This window comes from Pseudomonas sp. C9D1 (assembly GCF_056491235.1).
The window spans coordinates 327,514-342,354 of sequence record NZ_JBSZIE010000003.1; the positions used below are offsets into that span (position 1 = coordinate 327,514).

The window sequence follows — 14,841 nt, forward strand, 5'->3', positions numbered from 1 at the left end:
TCTGCTCCGGTCAATCCCGGTTGGTGGGCACCTTCCAGATGTCGGCGGCGTATTCGCCGATGGTGCGGTCCGAGGAGAACCAGCCGGCGCGGGCGGTGTTGAGCACGGCCGATTTCCACCATTGCGCGGGCTTCTGCCAGGCGGCGTCGACGCGGCGCTGGGCGTGCCAGTAGGCGTCGAAATCCGCGCAGACCATGAAGCGGTCGTCCCGCACCAGGCCCTCCACCAAGGCTTCGTAGCGGTGCGGGTCATCCGGCGAGAACACCCCACGGCGCACCGCCTCCAGCGCCCCGCTAAGGCGCTCGGAGCCGGCGATCACCGCACTCATGTCCAGCTCGCCGGCACGCTTGCGCTGCTCCACCTGGCCGGCGGTCATGCCGAAGATGAACATGTGCTCGGCGCCGATCAGCTGGCTCATCTCCACGTTGGCGCCGTCCAGGGTGCCGATGGTCAGCGCGCCGTTGAGGGCGAACTTCATGTTGCTGGTGCCGGAGGCTTCCAGCCCGGCGGTGGAGATCTGTTCGGACAGGTCGGCCGCAGGGATGATCACCTCCGCCAGGCTGACGTTGTAGTTGGGGATGAACACCACCTTGAGCAGCCCGCGCACCGTCGGGTCGGCGTTGATGGTGCGGGCGATGTCGTTGGCCAGCTTGATGATCAGCTTGGCCTGGTGATAGCTGGCCGCCGCCTTGCCGGCGAAGATCTTCACCCGTGGCGCCCAGTCGGTGGTCGGCTCGTTGCGGATGGCCTGGTACAGCGCCACGGTGTGCAGCAGGTTGAGCAACTGGCGCTTGTACTCGTGGATGCGCTTGACCTGCACATCGAAGATCGCCTCGGTGTCCAGGTGAATGCCCAGGCGCTCGTGCACCAGCCGCGCCAGGGCCGCCTTGTTCTGCTGGCGGTGGGCGGCGAACTGCTTGCGGAAGCCGGCCTTGTCGGCATGGGGCTCGAGGTTGCGCAGCAGCTCCTCGGGGGCGTCCAGCAGGTTTTCGCCGAGGGCGTCCACCAGGGACCCGGTGAGCAGCGGGTTCACCTGGTACAGCCAGCGGCGGAAGGTCACGCCATTGGTCTTGTTGCCGATGCGCTGCGGGTAGAGCCGGTGCAGGTCGCGGAACACGGTTTCCCGCATCAGGTCGGTGTGCAGCGCCGAAACGCCATTGATGCTGTGGGAGCCGAGGAACGCCAGGTTGCCCATGCGCACCCGGCGCCCGTGGTCTTCCTCGATCAGCGACACCGAGCGCAGCAGGGCGAAGTCGTGGATGTCCTGCGCGCGCAGGGAATCGATGTGGTAGGCGTTGATCAGGTAGATGATCTGCATGTGCCGGGGCAGCAGGCGCTCCATCAGCGACACCGGCCAGGATTCCAGCGCCTCCGGCAGCAAGGTGTGGTTGGTGTAGGACAGCGTCGCCACGGTCATTTCCCAGGCCGCGTACCACTCGATCTGGTAGACATCCACCAGCTGGCGCATCAGCTCGGCCACGGCGATGGCCGGGTGGGTGTCGTTGAGCTGGATCGCCGCCTTCTCCGGCAGCGAGCGGATGTCGCCGTGGCTGGTCATGTGGCGGTGCAGCAGGTCCTGCAGCGAGGCGGAAACGAAGAAGTATTCCTGGCGCAGGCGCAGCTCCTGCCCGGCCTCGGTGCTGTCGGCCGGGTACAGCACCCGCGAGATGCTCTCGGCACGCACCACATCGGCCACCGCGCCGAAGTGGTCGCCGGCGTTGAAGCGCTCCAGCTGCAGGTCTTCGATGGCCCGTGCGCGCCACAGGCGCAGGGTGTTGACGCTGGCACCGCGCCAGCCCACCACCGGCGTGTCATAGGCGATGGCGCGCAGGGTTTCGTTGGGCTGCCAGACCTGGCGCGGCACCTCGCCCTCGCCATCTTCGGTGAGCACGCTGCCGCCGAAGCCGATGTTGTAGCTGACCTCGGGCCGCTCGAACTCCCAGGGGTTGCCGAAATCCAGCCAGGTTTCGGTGTGCTCCTGCTGCCAGCCATCACTGACCACCTGCCGGAACAGGCCGTGCTCGTAGCGGATGCCGTAGCCGTGGGCGGCGAGCCCGAGGGTCGCCATGCTTTCCATGAAGCAGGCCGCCAGGCGCCCCAGGCCACCGTTGCCCAGGGCCGCGTCGGGCTCCACCTGGCGGATGGTGTCCAGGTCCACGTCCAGCTCGGCGAGGGCCGCGCGGGCGGTTTCCAGCAGGCCCAGGTTGCTCAGGCAGTCCACCAGCAGGCGACCGATAAGGAACTCCAGGGACAGGTAATAGACGCGCTTGTGCTGCTTGCGGTCGACCTGCGCCTCGGCCTCTTCCCAGTTGTCCACCAGGTGGTCGCGGGCGGCCAGGGCCACGGCTTCGAACCAGTCGTGGCTGTAGGCATTGCGCGGGTCCTTGCCGACCGCGTACTTGAGCTTGGCGAGGATGTTCTGCTTGAAGGCCTCGACCGGCGTGGGGCCGGCCGGGGTGGCGGCTTTCTCGGTGGACATGTCCTGCTCCTTGGCTGATGAGGCGCGAGCCCTCAGTTGAACAGTGCGTCGTTGTGCGCCAGGCGCAGGTGACGCGCGGTGTCGCCCGTGGCAGGCGGCCGGGCCGTGGAGCGCAGCGTCTCCAGGCTGATGCCACCCATGCGCTGTTGCAGGAAGGCCTTGGTCGCCTCCCAGGCGTCGTCATCACGGATGGGGTCGAGCAGGTCGTGGCCGGCCAGGGTGAGGCCCTTGGCGATCATCACCGGGTCACCGTTCCAGGGGTGATGCGCGGTGCACTCGGCGAGGCCCGCCTGGCACATCAGGTGGAGGTGGTGGCTGACCGACTCCAGTGTGTGCCCGGCGTAGGGCTGGGGGTGGAAGTGCTGGCCGGTTCCGAGTGATTCGATCTCCAGCAGCAAGGCCCTGATCAGGTCCCAGTCTCTTTTCATGTCGCGGTGTCCTTATGCCCTATCGGTGCGCGATTGCATGCGTGCGAGGAGGTGCTGCCCGGCAGGGTTCGGCCGGGGCTGCGCAACGTCGTGCGGTGGCGCACCGGAGCCGGTGCGGAGCGCGTTTCCATCCCCTAGGAGGTGAGTCCGCCGGGGGGCGGCGAGAGTTCAACCTAATCGTGCATTTCGCACGTCGCACCGCGACCGCCGGTCATGGCGCGCCGGCAAAAACCTGAACTCTGCCCGCCGGGGCCCTTCAGAAAACCTGAGGGCCCCGAAGCGGCACAGGCCGCACGGGGCGAGCCGAACGCGACGCACGGAGGTTCATATGCCACGCGGAAGCAAAGACAAGTACACCGAAGCCCAGAAGCGCAAGGCCGCCCATATCGAGGAAGGCTACGAGCGCCAGGGCGTGCCCCAGGGCGAAGCCGAGGCCCGCGCCTGGGCCACGGTCAACAAGCAATCCGGCGGTGGCGAAAAGGCCGGCGGCTCGGGCCGCAGCACCTCGCCGGCAAGCAAGGCGGCGGCGCGTCGTTCCTCGGCCCGTCGTGCCGTGGCGACCAAGCACGGCGCCCCACGCCCCGGCACCCGCCTGGAAGACACCAGCAAGGCCGACCTGATGATCCGCGCCCGTGCGCTGAAGATTCCCGGCCGTTCGCGGATGCGCAAGGACGAGCTGGTCAAGGCCCTGAAGAAAGCCGCCTGACCGCCCCCCTGATCACGCACGACGATCACGCGCGGCCGGCCTTCCCGGTCGCGCCCACCAAGGAGAACCCCATGGCCGAACCTTCCAACATGGAACGCCTGGTCGCCATCGGCGGCGGCATCCTGCTGATCCGCAAGGGCGTCGCCACCCGCGGCCTGCTCGGGCTGGCCGACATCCTGGTCGGCGCCGCCGCCATCTACCGCGGCATCAGCCGTGCCCGCCCCCGCGCCAGCGTGCATCAGCTGCACCCCCTGCCAGTGGTGGAGCGGGTGCCGCCGGGCAAGCAGTTGGTCAATCCGGCCAGCCTGGTGAAAACGCCCTTCCAGCAGTAGTCGCACACGGCGCGCCAAGGGTGCGCGAGGAGAACCGTCATGACCCTGAGGATGCCCCTGCTGCTGGCCGCCTGCCTGGCCTCGCCCCTGGCGCTGGCCGATGCCTGCCAGGTGGAGACCCACCCGGTGAGCCGCCAGGTACCCGGCGTCGAAACCGAGACCTGCTACGAGTACTCCGGCATGCCAGCCGGCGCGGTCGACTGGTCCTGCAGCAACGAAAGCAAGGACATGCTGCAGAGCGACAAGCGCAAGGTAGCCAGCTGCAAAAGCGGCTGGTTCGGCCGCTGTACGGGCGCCCTCACCCAGGAGGCGCTGGCCAACCCGCAGTCCAGCGGCGAAGAAGGCAGCGACCCGGCCAACATCCCCGCCGACGCCAAGGTGGTCACCTACCACTACACGGCCAAGGACCCGGCGCAGGCGAAGATCGATTGCGAAAGCGGCGGCGGCACCTGGCAAGCCCCCTGATCACCCGTCGCCACGAGGAGCAGCCCCATGCCTGAATCCCCACCACCCCGCGAAGGGGTCGCCCTGCTCGATGTGCGCCACGACGCGCCCGAGCATGAACGCCGCGTGCACCACTGGCTTGGCGAACATATCGCCGCCCTGCTCGGCACGCCTTTCCTGGGCGGTCGACAAGCCAGCGCTACACGGGCGTGCTACTTCATCCCCAACGACACCCTGATCGGCCGTGGCCAGGCCCGCGAACTGGGCATCCGTTCGGATGCCGACTTCTTCGGCGGCATGGTCGCCGAACCCTTCATGGCCACCAAGGCCATCACCCATCCCCTGCCCGGCCCCTCCGCCCACGCGCCGCCGGGCTGGTCGGAAGGCTTCTTCCACCTGGCCGGGCGCGCGGTGCTCAGCGGCTACAGCGCCTTCAACATCGACGACGCCATGCAGGCCGGCATCCGGCTGCTGCTGTCCGGGCCGGTGCGGGTCAAGCCGGTGCGCGCCACCGCCGGGCGCGGCCAGTGCCGGGTGACCGACGAGAACCAGCTGCGCGAGGCCATCGCCGCCCAGGACCTCGACGAGATCGCCACCTGGGGCCTGGTGCTGGAAGAGCACCTGGAAGACGTCCTCACCTACAGCGTCGGCCAGGTGCAGGTGGCCGGCATCACCGCCAGCTACTTCGGCACCCAGGGGCTGACCGAGGACAACGGCGGCGTCTCCGTCTACGGCGGCTCGGAACTGCTGGTGGCACGCGGTGGCTGGAAGGATCTGCTGGACCTGGCCGGTGACGAGCCGGTGCACCTGGCCATCGAACAGGCCCGGGCCTATGAGCAGGCGGCCCAGGCATGCTTCCCGGGCTTTCTCGCCTCGCGGCGCAATTACGACATCGCCCAGGGCATCAATGCCCGGGGCCAGTTGCGCTCGGGGGTGCTGGAGCAATCCTGGCGCATTGGCGGGGCCAGCGCGGCAGAAATACTGGCGATCGAAGCCTTCGCCGGCGACCCGCAGCTGACGTGCATCCGCGCGGCGACCGTCGAGCGCTACGGCACGGGGTTCGAGATACCGGGCGGGGCCAACCTGCTCTACCAGGGCGACGATGCCGAAGTCGGCCCCATCAGCAAATTCGCGAGGGTGGAACCTTATGGCGTCGCGTAGCGAAAGCGTGGATATCCAGGTCGCCAACGAACAGATCGCCGGGACCTTCCTCACCCCCGCCGCCAAGGTGCCGGGCATCCTCTTCGTCCACGGTTGGGGCGGCAGCCAGCAGCGCGACCTGGCGCGTGCCAAGGGCATCGCCGGGCTCGGCTGCGTGTGCCTGACCTTCGACCTGCGCGGCCACGAGAAGACCGAGGTGCAGAAACAGACGGTGACCCGCGCCGACAACCTCGACGACCTGATCGCCGCCTATGACCTGCTGGCCAGCCACCCCGCCACCGACACCTCGGCCATCGCGGTGATCGGCAGCAGCTACGGCGGCTACCTCGCGACCATCCTCAGCACCCTGCGCCCGGTGCGCTGGCTGGCCCTGCGGGTACCCGCGCTGTACTGGGATGATGAGTGGGACACGCCCAAGCACGCCCTCGACCGCCAACGCCTGGCGAGCTACCGGCTGACCGCCGTGCGCCCGAGCGAGAACCGCGCCCTGGCGGCCTGCGCCGCCTTCGAGGGGGATGTGCTGATCGTCGAATCCGAACACGATGACTTCGTGCCGCACCCGACCATCATGAGTTACCGCGCCGCCTTCGAGCGCGCCCACTCGCTGACCCACCGCATCCTCGACGGCGCCGACCACGCGCTGAGCGGCGACCGCAGCCAGAAGGCCTACACCGGCCTGCTGACCGACTGGATCAGCGAGATGGTGATCGGCGAGCGGGTGGGCGACTTTCCCCACCATTCGGCCTTCTACTCCTGAGCCCCCGGTCGCCCGGCCTGAACCTTTGGGGGCGCGGGCGCTTCTACCCAACAGGCTCAGCCATGCAAGGAGAACGACATGTCCGTGAACATCGATCTGGAAGGCGGCACCTGCGCCATCGAACTGAACGGCAACCACAGCGAGATGCCGATCCGCGACATCGTCATCAGCACCGATGACGGCCTGCGCGCCTCGGTGATCCGCAGCCCGGCGGGCGACGCGCTGATCAGCGAAGACGAAGCCCAGGTGCTGGTGGGGGCTGGCGCCAAGGATGATCGACACAACGTCATCGCTGATTGAGTTTGCCGCCGTGTTGCCCAGAGGGGTGGAGGGGCTGAGGGCCCAGGCGCTCCCGAGCAAAGACACCCTGCACGGGCACAGGAAATGCCCCGAGGGAAAAGAGAAAGGCCGCTGATTCCTTCCGGCGGCCGACGTAAAAAGGGGGCAGGCCCACCCGTGGTGAGGACACGAGCCCGGACCCGCCCCAACTTCCCCACCTGTTCTGATCGGCCCGATGCCCCGGGAACCGGGTGACGATCGAGAGCACAGATGGGGAATTTCCAGTCTTTGCAGGCAATTGAGAAACTGACTGCGTTTTCAGCGGCCTGTTAGAACATGTAGGTAGCCGAGACGCTGAAGATCTGCCCCTTGGATTCCACCTTGCCATCGACGCTGCCGCCGCCCAGACGCGGTTGGTTCTGGGTGCGCAGGCGACCTTCATCGACGAACTGGCGGGAATAGGCCACATCCACGCTCAGGTTCGGGTCGGAGGCGAAGCGGTAGCTGCCACCCAGGGAGACGAAGGTACGGTCACCGTCGGGGATGCGCGCATCGCGGGTGGAGTTGCGGGTCGGCGTCTGGTCCAGCGCCACGCCCGCGCGCAGGGTCAGCTGGTCGTTGAGACGGTAGTCACCGCCCACCGAGTACATCCAGGTGTCCTTGTAGTTGTAGGGAATGTCGACGATCAGGTTGCCGTGGGACTCCAGCTTCAGGGACTGGAAGGACGACCACTCGGTCCAGGTCACGCTGGCGCCCAGGCTAAAGCTGTCGTTGAAATCGTGCACCCAGTCGAAGGTGGCCATGGCCGGGATGTCCATGCGCGATTCGGCGTGGTCACCATTGGGATTCAATATCAGCCCTGCATAGCCCGCTTGTGCCAAAGCATCGGGGTTCATCAATTCGGGCGAGGTGAGGAAGTTCAATCCATTGGCATCCGAGAAATGCCAGTTGTAGTCCCCGTCCAGCTCGTTCTTGATCTTGGCGTGGTACGCCAGGCCCAAGGTGTCCTGGGCGGTTGGCTTCCAGGCAACGCTGGCAAACCAGCCCGGGGATACGTTGTCGACCTTCACACGCATCGTCGCCCTGGTGACACCACTGGGTAAGCCACCTGCGAAAATGGAACCCGGGTTTGCCGCAGCGGCAGCCATGAGGTCCACGTTCTGGCTCACGAAGCCCTGGGTACGCTGAATCACAACCCCACCGCCGACCGCCCACTGATCATCGATCTTGAAGGACAGCGAGCCGGCCAGGGCCGCCGTCTCGATCTTGGTATCCAGGGCGAAGTCTTTGGCTTTGAAGTTCTTGTCCCACGTGCTGCGCATGCCCATGGGGACAACTTGACCAAGGCCAATAGCGAAGCGATCACCGACAGGGATGACCAGGAACTGGGTGGGCAACCACTTGCTGAACCCGCCGTTACCGCCATCACCCAGCTCCCGAGTTTCGGGCCCGTTAACATCGATGAGTTCGCTACGGGGGTTGCCCGCGTAGTCATAGGCCTCCCCTTTGAATTTCATGTCGATATCGGCATAGATCGCCGACACCTGGCCGATGGGACGCTCGATAAAGGCCATGGCGGCCGGGTTGTTGAAGGCGGCGCTGGGATCGTTCTTCCACACCGAGCCACCGGCGAAGGCACGGCCCCAACCGGGCGTGCCATAGGTAGGTACGGCGAAAGCGCCCGCTTCGGCTTGTTGAACACCGATAACGGCACTGAGTACGGCCAGGCTCAGCAAACTGCGTTTGCACGTGAAATTGAAAAGAGAGGGGCGCTTCGAATACGTCTTCATGACAACTCCTTGCTTATTATAGTTTTCTGCCTCACGGGGCGCGTCCTGCACAACTAATAGTTCAGAAAATCAAACTTCCTCACTAATGGCTCGAAACGTTTCTTACTTGCCGAATGTGCTGAACCCATATAGCGACAGTATTCCAATCACAATGAAAGCGGCCTTCCCACCCTGGGATGGGAAGGCCGTTCACGCTTACGGAACCAGCGTGAATGCCGGGGTCGGGCTGACATACAGGCTCTGGATGGTGCAGGAGCCAACCGGCTGGTTCGGGGTCAGGGTCAGGGTGTTGGTGGCGTTGCTCCAGCCACCGGTCACGGTGACCGGAGAAGAGCTGCAGTTGATACCGGCCACGGTGAACTTGACGCCGCTGACGTTGCCAGCGGTGAGGCTGGAAGCGGTCAGGGTCCAGGGCAGGCCGGCCGCGCTGGCTGCACCGCAGAAGCCGCCGCCGGTGATGTTCACGGCAGTGATGGTGGCTTTATCAGCACCGCCCACGGAGGTGGTGCCGATGAATTCCACGTTGCAGGTCACGGGCGACAGGAAGCCAGGCTTGACCACCGAAACACCCTTGGCGGAGAAGGCGGTGTTGGCCGGGGTAATGGTTACGGCCATGGCCGAGGAAGCGCCCATGCACAGAGCCAGAGCAGCGGTAGCAACGGAGATTTTGGACATTTTCATTGTTTTCGTTCCTTGGTTGAATAAGCAAAACATGGTTTTGTTTTTGGTCACTGGGAATACACCACGAAGACCTTCCTGTTTAACCCATGACCGCTTTTCAAACTTGCCCAGTCACCCGCTGCTTCAAGTTACCGGCGGACGTTATTCCAATTCCGGCTTCAATCGGCGACGCCACACTGTTTCCGGGCAAGTTCCCAGGCCAACTTCCGTTGCGGATACATAACAATCGAAGTGCAGCTATCCAGGCTGCGTCATGTCATCCATCCAACAACGTCCGCATGGCACTGATCGGGCCGGTACCTGCCGAAGCAAGTGCCGGACGAGTTCCTCAACGCTGTTGTTCAGTCACGCTCGTTTCGATGCAGGGCCATGGACACACGACGGCCTGCGAGAGGGTTTCCACCGCTTCCGCCACCAGGGCGAAAAGGACGCATCGACTCGGGCACAAGGCTCGATACGAGGCGAGGGAGCCGGGCGGCAGATTCCCGGCGAGTGATAGGGGCGTTGCCTGATACAGGCGAAAAATGGAGCATCCGTTGCCACCTCCCTGCTGCGTTCCAATGCGTAGCGATCTTTACCGACTCGCCAGGGGTTGTTACTCATCGGCGTCTTACCTGTGGGACCCGGGCTTGTGCCCTTGTGGGTGACTTCCCAGTGGGTAGCGCCGGGAACGAGATTAGGTTGCTGGACCGCATTTCATACCTAGCAAAAGGTTGGGTACCCCCGCTCCAGAGCCTGCCAGCGAAGCCGCAAAAGCGGGAACTTCCTACACACCCGCGTCAAAGGTCGCACGCCATATAGCTGACTATCCCGACAACTCGGGGCTTGACGGGTGTTTCCATCACGGACACTCGCCCATCCGCCGCATCGTTCTGGTGCATGAATTGATTGTTCGAAAAATGAATCCGCGTCCATCCACGGCGAATCTGCAGGAAGAAAGCCGGGTAATACGCGCGATCGTGCGAGTTGGAGGCATAAAACCGATGCATCTCGCCGGTTGAATTGAGCGACGAAGCCCAACGCATCGGTGCCTCGATGGGCTCGGCAGCGTTGGGCCTCGCTGCGCTCGGCGCCAACCTACGGGGATTGCATGAGGGTTCGGCGTAGGCCGGGTGAAGCCCGGCGGGGATGGCGAAACGCAGAGGTCAGCCGGAGACGCCGACGAACCCTGGCTCCAGGCCGAAGACTTCGACACCGGCGGGGGTGGAGCGGCCGGTGCGCACCTCCACTTCGCGCTCGGGTTGTTCGAGGGTGGGGCGGTAGTCCAGCAGCCAGCGCCCTTCTGCGTTGCGCAGGGCCTCAGGCGGCACCACCATGGCCGCTTCGTTGCGGTAGGCAAGGATCGACAGCCGTGCGCTCATGCCCAGGCGCACCCGGCGCATCTGTTCTTCGCTGAGGTCGGGGATGGCGACCATCACCTCGAACTGTGCGCCGCCCTGGGTGCTCGGCAGCGCCTGGCCACCGACCACGCTCACCTGCCCATGCAACGCCTCACCCTCGAAGCCATCGCCCTGCACGTCCACCGCCATGCCTTCGCGCAGCTGGTTGACGTCCAGCTCGGAGACCCGCGCGACGATCTTCAGTTGCTCGATGCTGGCCAACCCGAACAGCGGCGCGCCCTGGGTCACCTGGGAGCCGGCCTGCACCGGGCCGCGCGCGGCGTCCTCCAGGCTCAGGCCGGGGGCCGCGACAACGATGCCGGAGAACGGCGCCTTGATGTCCTTGGCCTCCAACAGCTTGCGCAGGGCCTGGTGCTTGACCTCGGCATTGGCCAGTTCCATTTCGGCGATCTGCAGGTATTCGCCACTGCCGCGCGCCTGGGAACGGGCCAGGTCGCGCTCGGCGGCGCTGAGGTCCAAACGCTGCAGGCGCTCCTGCTGTTCCAGGTCTTCCAGCTCGTTGCGCGGGATGATGCCGCGGTCGAACAGCGCGCGGGTCTGGCCGAGCTTCTTCTCGGTGCTGGCCAGGGCCAGCTGGGCGCTGCGCAGGGTCCGGCGGGCGCGGGACATCTCCTCGCCGCTGTCCCAGTCCTTCAGCTCCTGCACCGCGCGCCGCGCCTTGAGCAGGGCCGACAGCGCATCGCGCTGCTGCACCTCGGTTTCGGCCACATCCATGCGCAGCAGTAACTGCCCGGCCTTGACCCGTTGCCCCGCCTCCACCAGGGACTCGGCCACGACGCCGGCGAAGGGCGCGCCCAGGGCCAGGGTCTTCTCCGGCTCGATGCGCCCCACCAGGCCGATGCTGTGCTCCAGCGGTGCCGGGTCCACGCGCTGCCAGCGCAGGGCGGCCGGTGCAGCGCCCGGCGCATCACGCAGGCCCCAGGTGATGCCGGCAATGGCCAGCACGGCGACGGCGAGCAGCAGGCCACGGCGGGCCAGCGGGGAGCGGTCAGTAGTCATTGAGCGAGATGTCCCATCTGTCGAGCGTCATGCCCAGGGCCAGGTCCAGTTGCGTCTGCGCGTCGAGGTAGGCGATCAGCGCATTGAGGCGGGCGTTCTCGGCACTGCGCAGGTCGCTCTCGAAGCTGAGCACCTGGAAGTTGCTGGAGCGTCCGGCGTTGAGCTTGTCGCGCTCGATATCCAGCTTGCGCCGTGAGAGGTCCAGGGCGCGGCTGGCGATCTCCAGCTGGCGCCAGCGGGTGCCGACATCGCGCACCACATCGGTGACGTTGCGTTCCAGGGCCTGGCGCGCATCGGCCACCTGCAACTCCTGGTCCTCGACATTGACCCGCGCCTGCACCTCGCCCTGGCGCCGCGTCAGGTCGCCGATGGGGATGTCCACGCGCACCCCGGCGTAGCTGTCCCAGGAGCGGTTGCTGCCGCTGCTGTACGGGTAGTCGTAGCGGTCCTGGGTCTGGCTGCCCCCCACCTCCAGGGAAACGTCCCAGAGCCGTTGGTTCTTCGCCACCACCAGGTTGATGTCCGCCTGCTGGCGGGTGATCAGCTGGCGCAGGTAATCCGGCTGCTGCTGCTCGGCCAGCTTCACCGCCTGCTCGCGGTTCACTTCGATGCGCTCGGCCTCCAGGGCGTCGCTGGCGCGCACCTGCGAGGATAGGTCCAGAGCCAGCAGGCGCAGCAGCTCCAGGCGCGCGGAATCCAGCTGGTTGGCGGCCTCCTCCACGCTCAGCTCCTGGGTGGCGAGGTCGGCTTCGGTCTGCACGATCTCGAACTCGGCCATGCGCCCAGCCTCGATCATCGAGCGGTTGACTGTGACCAACTGCTGGGTGCGCTCCAGAGCGGCGCGGGCGATGCGCTGCTGCTCCTGGGCGCGCAGCAGGTTGCGGTAGGCACTGATGATGGCGGTGACCGTCTGCGAGACGCTGGATTTGAGGTTGAGCCGGTTGGCCTGTTCCGACAGCTGGGCCAGGCGCACCGGTGCGGTGTTCACCTCGCGCCCGGCGCCACGCAGCAGCGGCTGGATGATGCTCAGGTCGACGCCGTCGTTGCGCGTGCGTCCGGCGCGGTCGGCATCGTTGTAGCCCTTGCTCCAGCCCAGGGCGAACTGGGTGCCGTACTCGTTGAGAACGGTCGCGGTGGGGCCGATGCGGCCGTCGCGGTAGCGGTCCTCGTGGTTGCGGTTGGCCCGGTAGCTGCCGGTGATATAGAGCTTGGGGTTGAACACGTCTTCGGAGACGCGCAGGTCGAACTTCTCGGCGATGCGCCGCAGGTAACCGCTCTGGATGCTGCGGTTGTTGCGCAGGCCGAGGAATACCGCATCCAGCAATGACAGGTCGGCCATCTGCTCGCTGAGCAGCGGGCCGTTACCCTGGCGCTCCATGGTCGGCGCCGAGGGGTCCAGGCGCTCCTCGCCCCAGGGTTTGGCCTGGGCCGGCAGGATGACCATCAGCAGGGCGAAGGGCAGCAGGCGGCTACGCATCACGCAGGGCCTCCACCGGTTGCAGGCGCGCGGCCGAAATGGCCGGGTGCAGGCCGAAGAACAGCCCCACCAGCAGCGTGCTGCCAATGCCCAGCGGCAATGCCGAGGACGCCAGGGCGAAGTCCCAGCCACACAGGCGTGCGTAGCCCCAGGCGGCAGCCACGCCGAGCAAGGCGCCGGAAACGGCGCCGGCGGCGGTGAGCGTCACCGCCTCCAGCAGGAACAGGTTGCGGATGTCGCGGCGCCGCGCACCCAGGGCCATGCGCACACCGATCTCGCGGCGCCGCTCGCTGACGTTCATCAGCATCACGTTCATCACCCCCACCCCGCCGCCCACCAGGGAGATGCCGCCCAGGGCCGCCAGCAGGTAGGTGAAGGTGCGGGTCTGCTGCTGCATGGCGTCGATCATCTGCTGGGCCACCTGCAGGGTGCCCTTCTGCTCGCCGGCGATCTCGCGGTTGACCCGTTGCAGCAGGCGCTCACCGATGGTGGCCACGTCCTTGCCCGGCACCACCCGGGCGATCAGCGTGCTGATGCTCGGCGCCGGGTTGATGCGCGCCATGCCCGCCGGTGGCAGGAACAGCGCGTCGTCGGCGGTGAAGGGAATGATGCCGCCAGCGCCCTGGGGCTTGAGGATGCCGATCACCTGGAACTGGTAGTCATCGATGCGCACACGGTCGCCCAACTGCAGCGGGTCGCCCGGAACCCCCAGCGCCAGGGCCGCCTGGGCACCGACCACAACGAAAGTCTGGCGGGCGTCGAAAGCCGACAGGTAGCGCCCCTGGGCCACCCGCAAACGCGCTGCATCGCCCAGGGACGCATCGGCGCCCACCAGAGCCAGGCTGCGGGTGCGACCGTGGAACACCACCTGGCTGCTGTAGAGCACCAGCGGGCTGACGTGCTCGATGCCGGGCACGCTCGCCTCGATAGTCGGGCCGTCCAGTACCAATGGCAGGCCGTCGCTCCCCCGCGCCACGGAAGGCAGCTGCACCACCACCGCCTCGGTGCCCATCTCGCGGAACACGCTCATGGCCTGGTCGGCGGCGTTCTGGCCGATGTTCAACAGAGCGATCACCGAGCAGCTGCCCATGACGATGCCCAGCAGCGCCAGCAACGAACGCCGCCCGAGGTTGCGCAGGCTGCCGAGCGCCTCGTGCAGCAACTGCGTCAGCGAGGGGGCCGGGGCCGACTCCAGCAGCGTCATGCCGGGACCGCCTCGTCCACCACCCTGCCCTCGCGCACGCGGATGCGCCGTTCCAGGCGGGCGGCGATGCCGGGGTCGTGGGTGACGATCACCAGGGTCACGCCATTGGCGCGGTTGAGCTCCAGCAGTAGCTGCATGATGTCTTCGGCGGTGGCGGCATCGAGGTTGCCGGTGGGCTCGTCGGCGAGGATCAGCGCCGGCTCGCCCACCAGGGCACGGGCGATGGCCACGCGCTGGCGCTGGCCGCCGGAAAGGTCCGCCGGCAGGTGCCCGGCACGCGCCGCGAGGCCCACCCGCTCGAGCATGGCATGGGCCCGCTCACGAGACTCGCGCAAGGCCACGCCGCGGTAGCTCAGGGGTAAGGCGACGTTGTCCAGCGCGCTGAGCCGGGGCAGCAGGTTGAAGCTCTGGAAGACGAAGCCGATCAGGCGGTTGCGCAGCGCCGCCAGGTCATCCGGGCTGGCCGTGAATACATCGTGGCCACCCAGGTGGTAGAAGCCGCTACTGGGCAGGTCGAGCAGGCCGAGAATGTTCAGCAGCGTGCTCTTGCCCGAACCGGAACTGCCGAGAATGGCGCAGCTCTCGCCCCGGGCGATCTCCAGGGAGACCCCACTGAGGATGCGCAGCTCCTGCTCGGCGAGCCGATAGCGCTTTTCGATATCCCGCAGGCGGATGAGCCGCTCGTTATTGTTGTTCAACATGTC

Annotated in this window: 14 protein-coding genes; 6 read left to right on the forward strand and 8 right to left on the reverse strand. The window is 66.7% G+C overall.

Annotation, left to right across the window (positions count from 1 at the left end; all coding sequences use genetic code 11):
* Positions 1–10 precede the first annotated feature (10 nt).
* Both ACXI0U_RS28970 and ACXI0U_RS28975 read right to left on the reverse strand, forming a co-directional pair.
* Entirely contained in the window at positions 11–2,479 is a 2,469-nt protein-coding gene (locus ACXI0U_RS28970; RefSeq protein WP_043244714.1) for a glycogen/starch/alpha-glucan phosphorylase, read from the reverse strand.
* Between the two features lie 32 nt (positions 2,480–2,511).
* Positions 2,512–2,907 carry a DUF2513 domain-containing protein gene (locus ACXI0U_RS28975; protein WP_021220768.1) on the reverse strand — a complete coding sequence of 132 codons (396 nt, stop codon included), beginning with the start codon at positions 2,905–2,907 and terminating at the stop codon, positions 2,512–2,514.
* Between the two features lie 328 nt (positions 2,908–3,235).
* Here ACXI0U_RS28975 and ACXI0U_RS28980 point away from each other — a divergent pair, with 328 nt between their 5' ends.
* The 6 genes from ACXI0U_RS28980 to ACXI0U_RS29005 all read left to right on the forward strand — a co-directional run bounded on the left by ACXI0U_RS28980 (position 3,236) and on the right by ACXI0U_RS29005 (position 6,607).
* The gene (locus ACXI0U_RS28980; protein WP_184490209.1) at positions 3,236–3,613 is read left to right on the forward strand and encodes a Rho termination factor N-terminal domain-containing protein; all 378 of its coding nucleotides are present in this window, start codon (positions 3,236–3,238) and stop codon (positions 3,611–3,613) included.
* Positions 3,614–3,684: 71 nt separating this feature from the next.
* Positions 3,685–3,945 (forward strand): hypothetical protein, encoded by a 261-nt coding sequence (locus tag ACXI0U_RS28985; protein ID WP_479551214.1) that lies wholly within the window; start codon positions 3,685–3,687, stop codon positions 3,943–3,945.
* A gap of 39 nt (positions 3,946–3,984) precedes the next feature.
* Complete coding sequence (locus tag ACXI0U_RS28990; RefSeq protein ID WP_271661044.1) at positions 3,985–4,410, forward strand: hypothetical protein; 426 nt, start codon at positions 3,985–3,987, stop codon at positions 4,408–4,410.
* Positions 4,411–4,437: 27 nt separating this feature from the next.
* Complete coding sequence (locus ACXI0U_RS28995) at positions 4,438–5,550, forward strand: DUF3182 family protein (protein WP_479551215.1); 1,113 nt, start codon at positions 4,438–4,440, stop codon at positions 5,548–5,550.
* Positions 5,537–6,307 (forward strand): alpha/beta hydrolase family protein, encoded by a 771-nt coding sequence (locus ACXI0U_RS29000; RefSeq protein ID WP_043244718.1) that lies wholly within the window; start codon positions 5,537–5,539, stop codon positions 6,305–6,307. The genes ACXI0U_RS28995 and ACXI0U_RS29000 overlap by 14 nt, the downstream gene beginning before the upstream one ends.
* 78 nt (positions 6,308–6,385) lie before the next feature.
* Entirely contained in the window at positions 6,386–6,607 is a 222-nt protein-coding gene (locus tag ACXI0U_RS29005; RefSeq protein ID WP_021220774.1) for a DUF3203 family protein, read from the forward strand.
* A 308-nt stretch (positions 6,608–6,915) separates the two neighbouring features.
* Here the strand turns inward: ACXI0U_RS29005 and ACXI0U_RS29010 are convergent, their stop codons facing one another.
* From ACXI0U_RS29010 to ACXI0U_RS29035, 6 genes are all read right to left on the reverse strand, one after another.
* Positions 6,916–8,376 (reverse strand): outer membrane protein transport protein, encoded by a 1,461-nt coding sequence (locus ACXI0U_RS29010; RefSeq protein ID WP_479551216.1) that lies wholly within the window; start codon positions 8,374–8,376, stop codon positions 6,916–6,918.
* Positions 8,377–8,571: 195 nt separating this feature from the next.
* The gene (gene praA, locus ACXI0U_RS29015) at positions 8,572–9,057 is read right to left on the reverse strand and encodes an alkane oxidation protein activator PraA (protein ID WP_271661041.1); all 486 of its coding nucleotides are present in this window, start codon (positions 9,055–9,057) and stop codon (positions 8,572–8,574) included.
* A gap of 1,145 nt (positions 9,058–10,202) precedes the next feature.
* Complete coding sequence (locus tag ACXI0U_RS29020; protein WP_479551217.1) at positions 10,203–11,456, reverse strand: efflux RND transporter periplasmic adaptor subunit; 1,254 nt, start codon at positions 11,454–11,456, stop codon at positions 10,203–10,205.
* On the reverse strand, positions 11,446–12,933 hold the full coding sequence (locus ACXI0U_RS29025) for a TolC family protein (RefSeq protein ID WP_431484257.1): 1,488 nt from the start codon (positions 12,931–12,933) through the stop codon (positions 11,446–11,448). Before ACXI0U_RS29025 ends, ACXI0U_RS29020 begins: the two co-directional genes overlap by 11 nt.
* Positions 12,926–14,137, reverse strand: coding sequence for an ABC transporter permease (locus ACXI0U_RS29030; RefSeq protein WP_021220779.1), 1,212 nt, complete (start codon positions 14,135–14,137; stop codon positions 12,926–12,928). Before ACXI0U_RS29030 ends, ACXI0U_RS29025 begins: the two co-directional genes overlap by 8 nt.
* Complete coding sequence (locus ACXI0U_RS29035) at positions 14,134–14,838, reverse strand: ABC transporter ATP-binding protein (RefSeq protein WP_031288220.1); 705 nt, start codon at positions 14,836–14,838, stop codon at positions 14,134–14,136. Before ACXI0U_RS29035 ends, ACXI0U_RS29030 begins: the two co-directional genes overlap by 4 nt.
* Positions 14,839–14,841 lie beyond the last annotated feature (3 nt).

Bases quoted from the DNA above. Each gene is read 5' to 3' on its own strand.
- ACXI0U_RS28970 (WP_043244714.1), bottom strand. From the start codon at position 2,479: ATGTCCACCGAGAAAGCCGCCACCCCGGCCGGCCCCACGCCGGTCGAG.
- ACXI0U_RS28975 (WP_021220768.1), bottom strand. From the start codon at position 2,907: ATGAAAAGAGACTGGGACCTGATCAGGGCCTTGCTGCTGGAGATCGAA.
- ACXI0U_RS28980 (WP_184490209.1), top strand. From the start codon at position 3,236: ATGCCACGCGGAAGCAAAGACAAGTACACCGAAGCCCAGAAGCGCAAG.
- ACXI0U_RS28985 (WP_479551214.1), top strand. From the start codon at position 3,685: ATGGCCGAACCTTCCAACATGGAACGCCTGGTCGCCATCGGCGGCGGC.
- ACXI0U_RS28990 (WP_271661044.1), top strand. From the start codon at position 3,985: ATGACCCTGAGGATGCCCCTGCTGCTGGCCGCCTGCCTGGCCTCGCCC.
- ACXI0U_RS28995 (WP_479551215.1), top strand. From the start codon at position 4,438: ATGCCTGAATCCCCACCACCCCGCGAAGGGGTCGCCCTGCTCGATGTG.
- ACXI0U_RS29000 (WP_043244718.1), top strand. From the start codon at position 5,537: ATGGCGTCGCGTAGCGAAAGCGTGGATATCCAGGTCGCCAACGAACAG.
- ACXI0U_RS29005 (WP_021220774.1), top strand. From the start codon at position 6,386: ATGTCCGTGAACATCGATCTGGAAGGCGGCACCTGCGCCATCGAACTG.
- ACXI0U_RS29010 (WP_479551216.1), bottom strand. From the start codon at position 8,376: ATGAAGACGTATTCGAAGCGCCCCTCTCTTTTCAATTTCACGTGCAAA.
- praA (WP_271661041.1), bottom strand. From the start codon at position 9,057: ATGAAAATGTCCAAAATCTCCGTTGCTACCGCTGCTCTGGCTCTGTGC.
- ACXI0U_RS29020 (WP_479551217.1), bottom strand. From the start codon at position 11,456: ATGACTACTGACCGCTCCCCGCTGGCCCGCCGTGGCCTGCTGCTCGCC.
- ACXI0U_RS29025 (WP_431484257.1), bottom strand. From the start codon at position 12,933: ATGCGTAGCCGCCTGCTGCCCTTCGCCCTGCTGATGGTCATCCTGCCG.
- ACXI0U_RS29030 (WP_021220779.1), bottom strand. From the start codon at position 14,137: ATGACGCTGCTGGAGTCGGCCCCGGCCCCCTCGCTGACGCAGTTGCTG.
- ACXI0U_RS29035 (WP_031288220.1), bottom strand. From the start codon at position 14,838: ATGTTGAACAACAATAACGAGCGGCTCATCCGCCTGCGGGATATCGAA.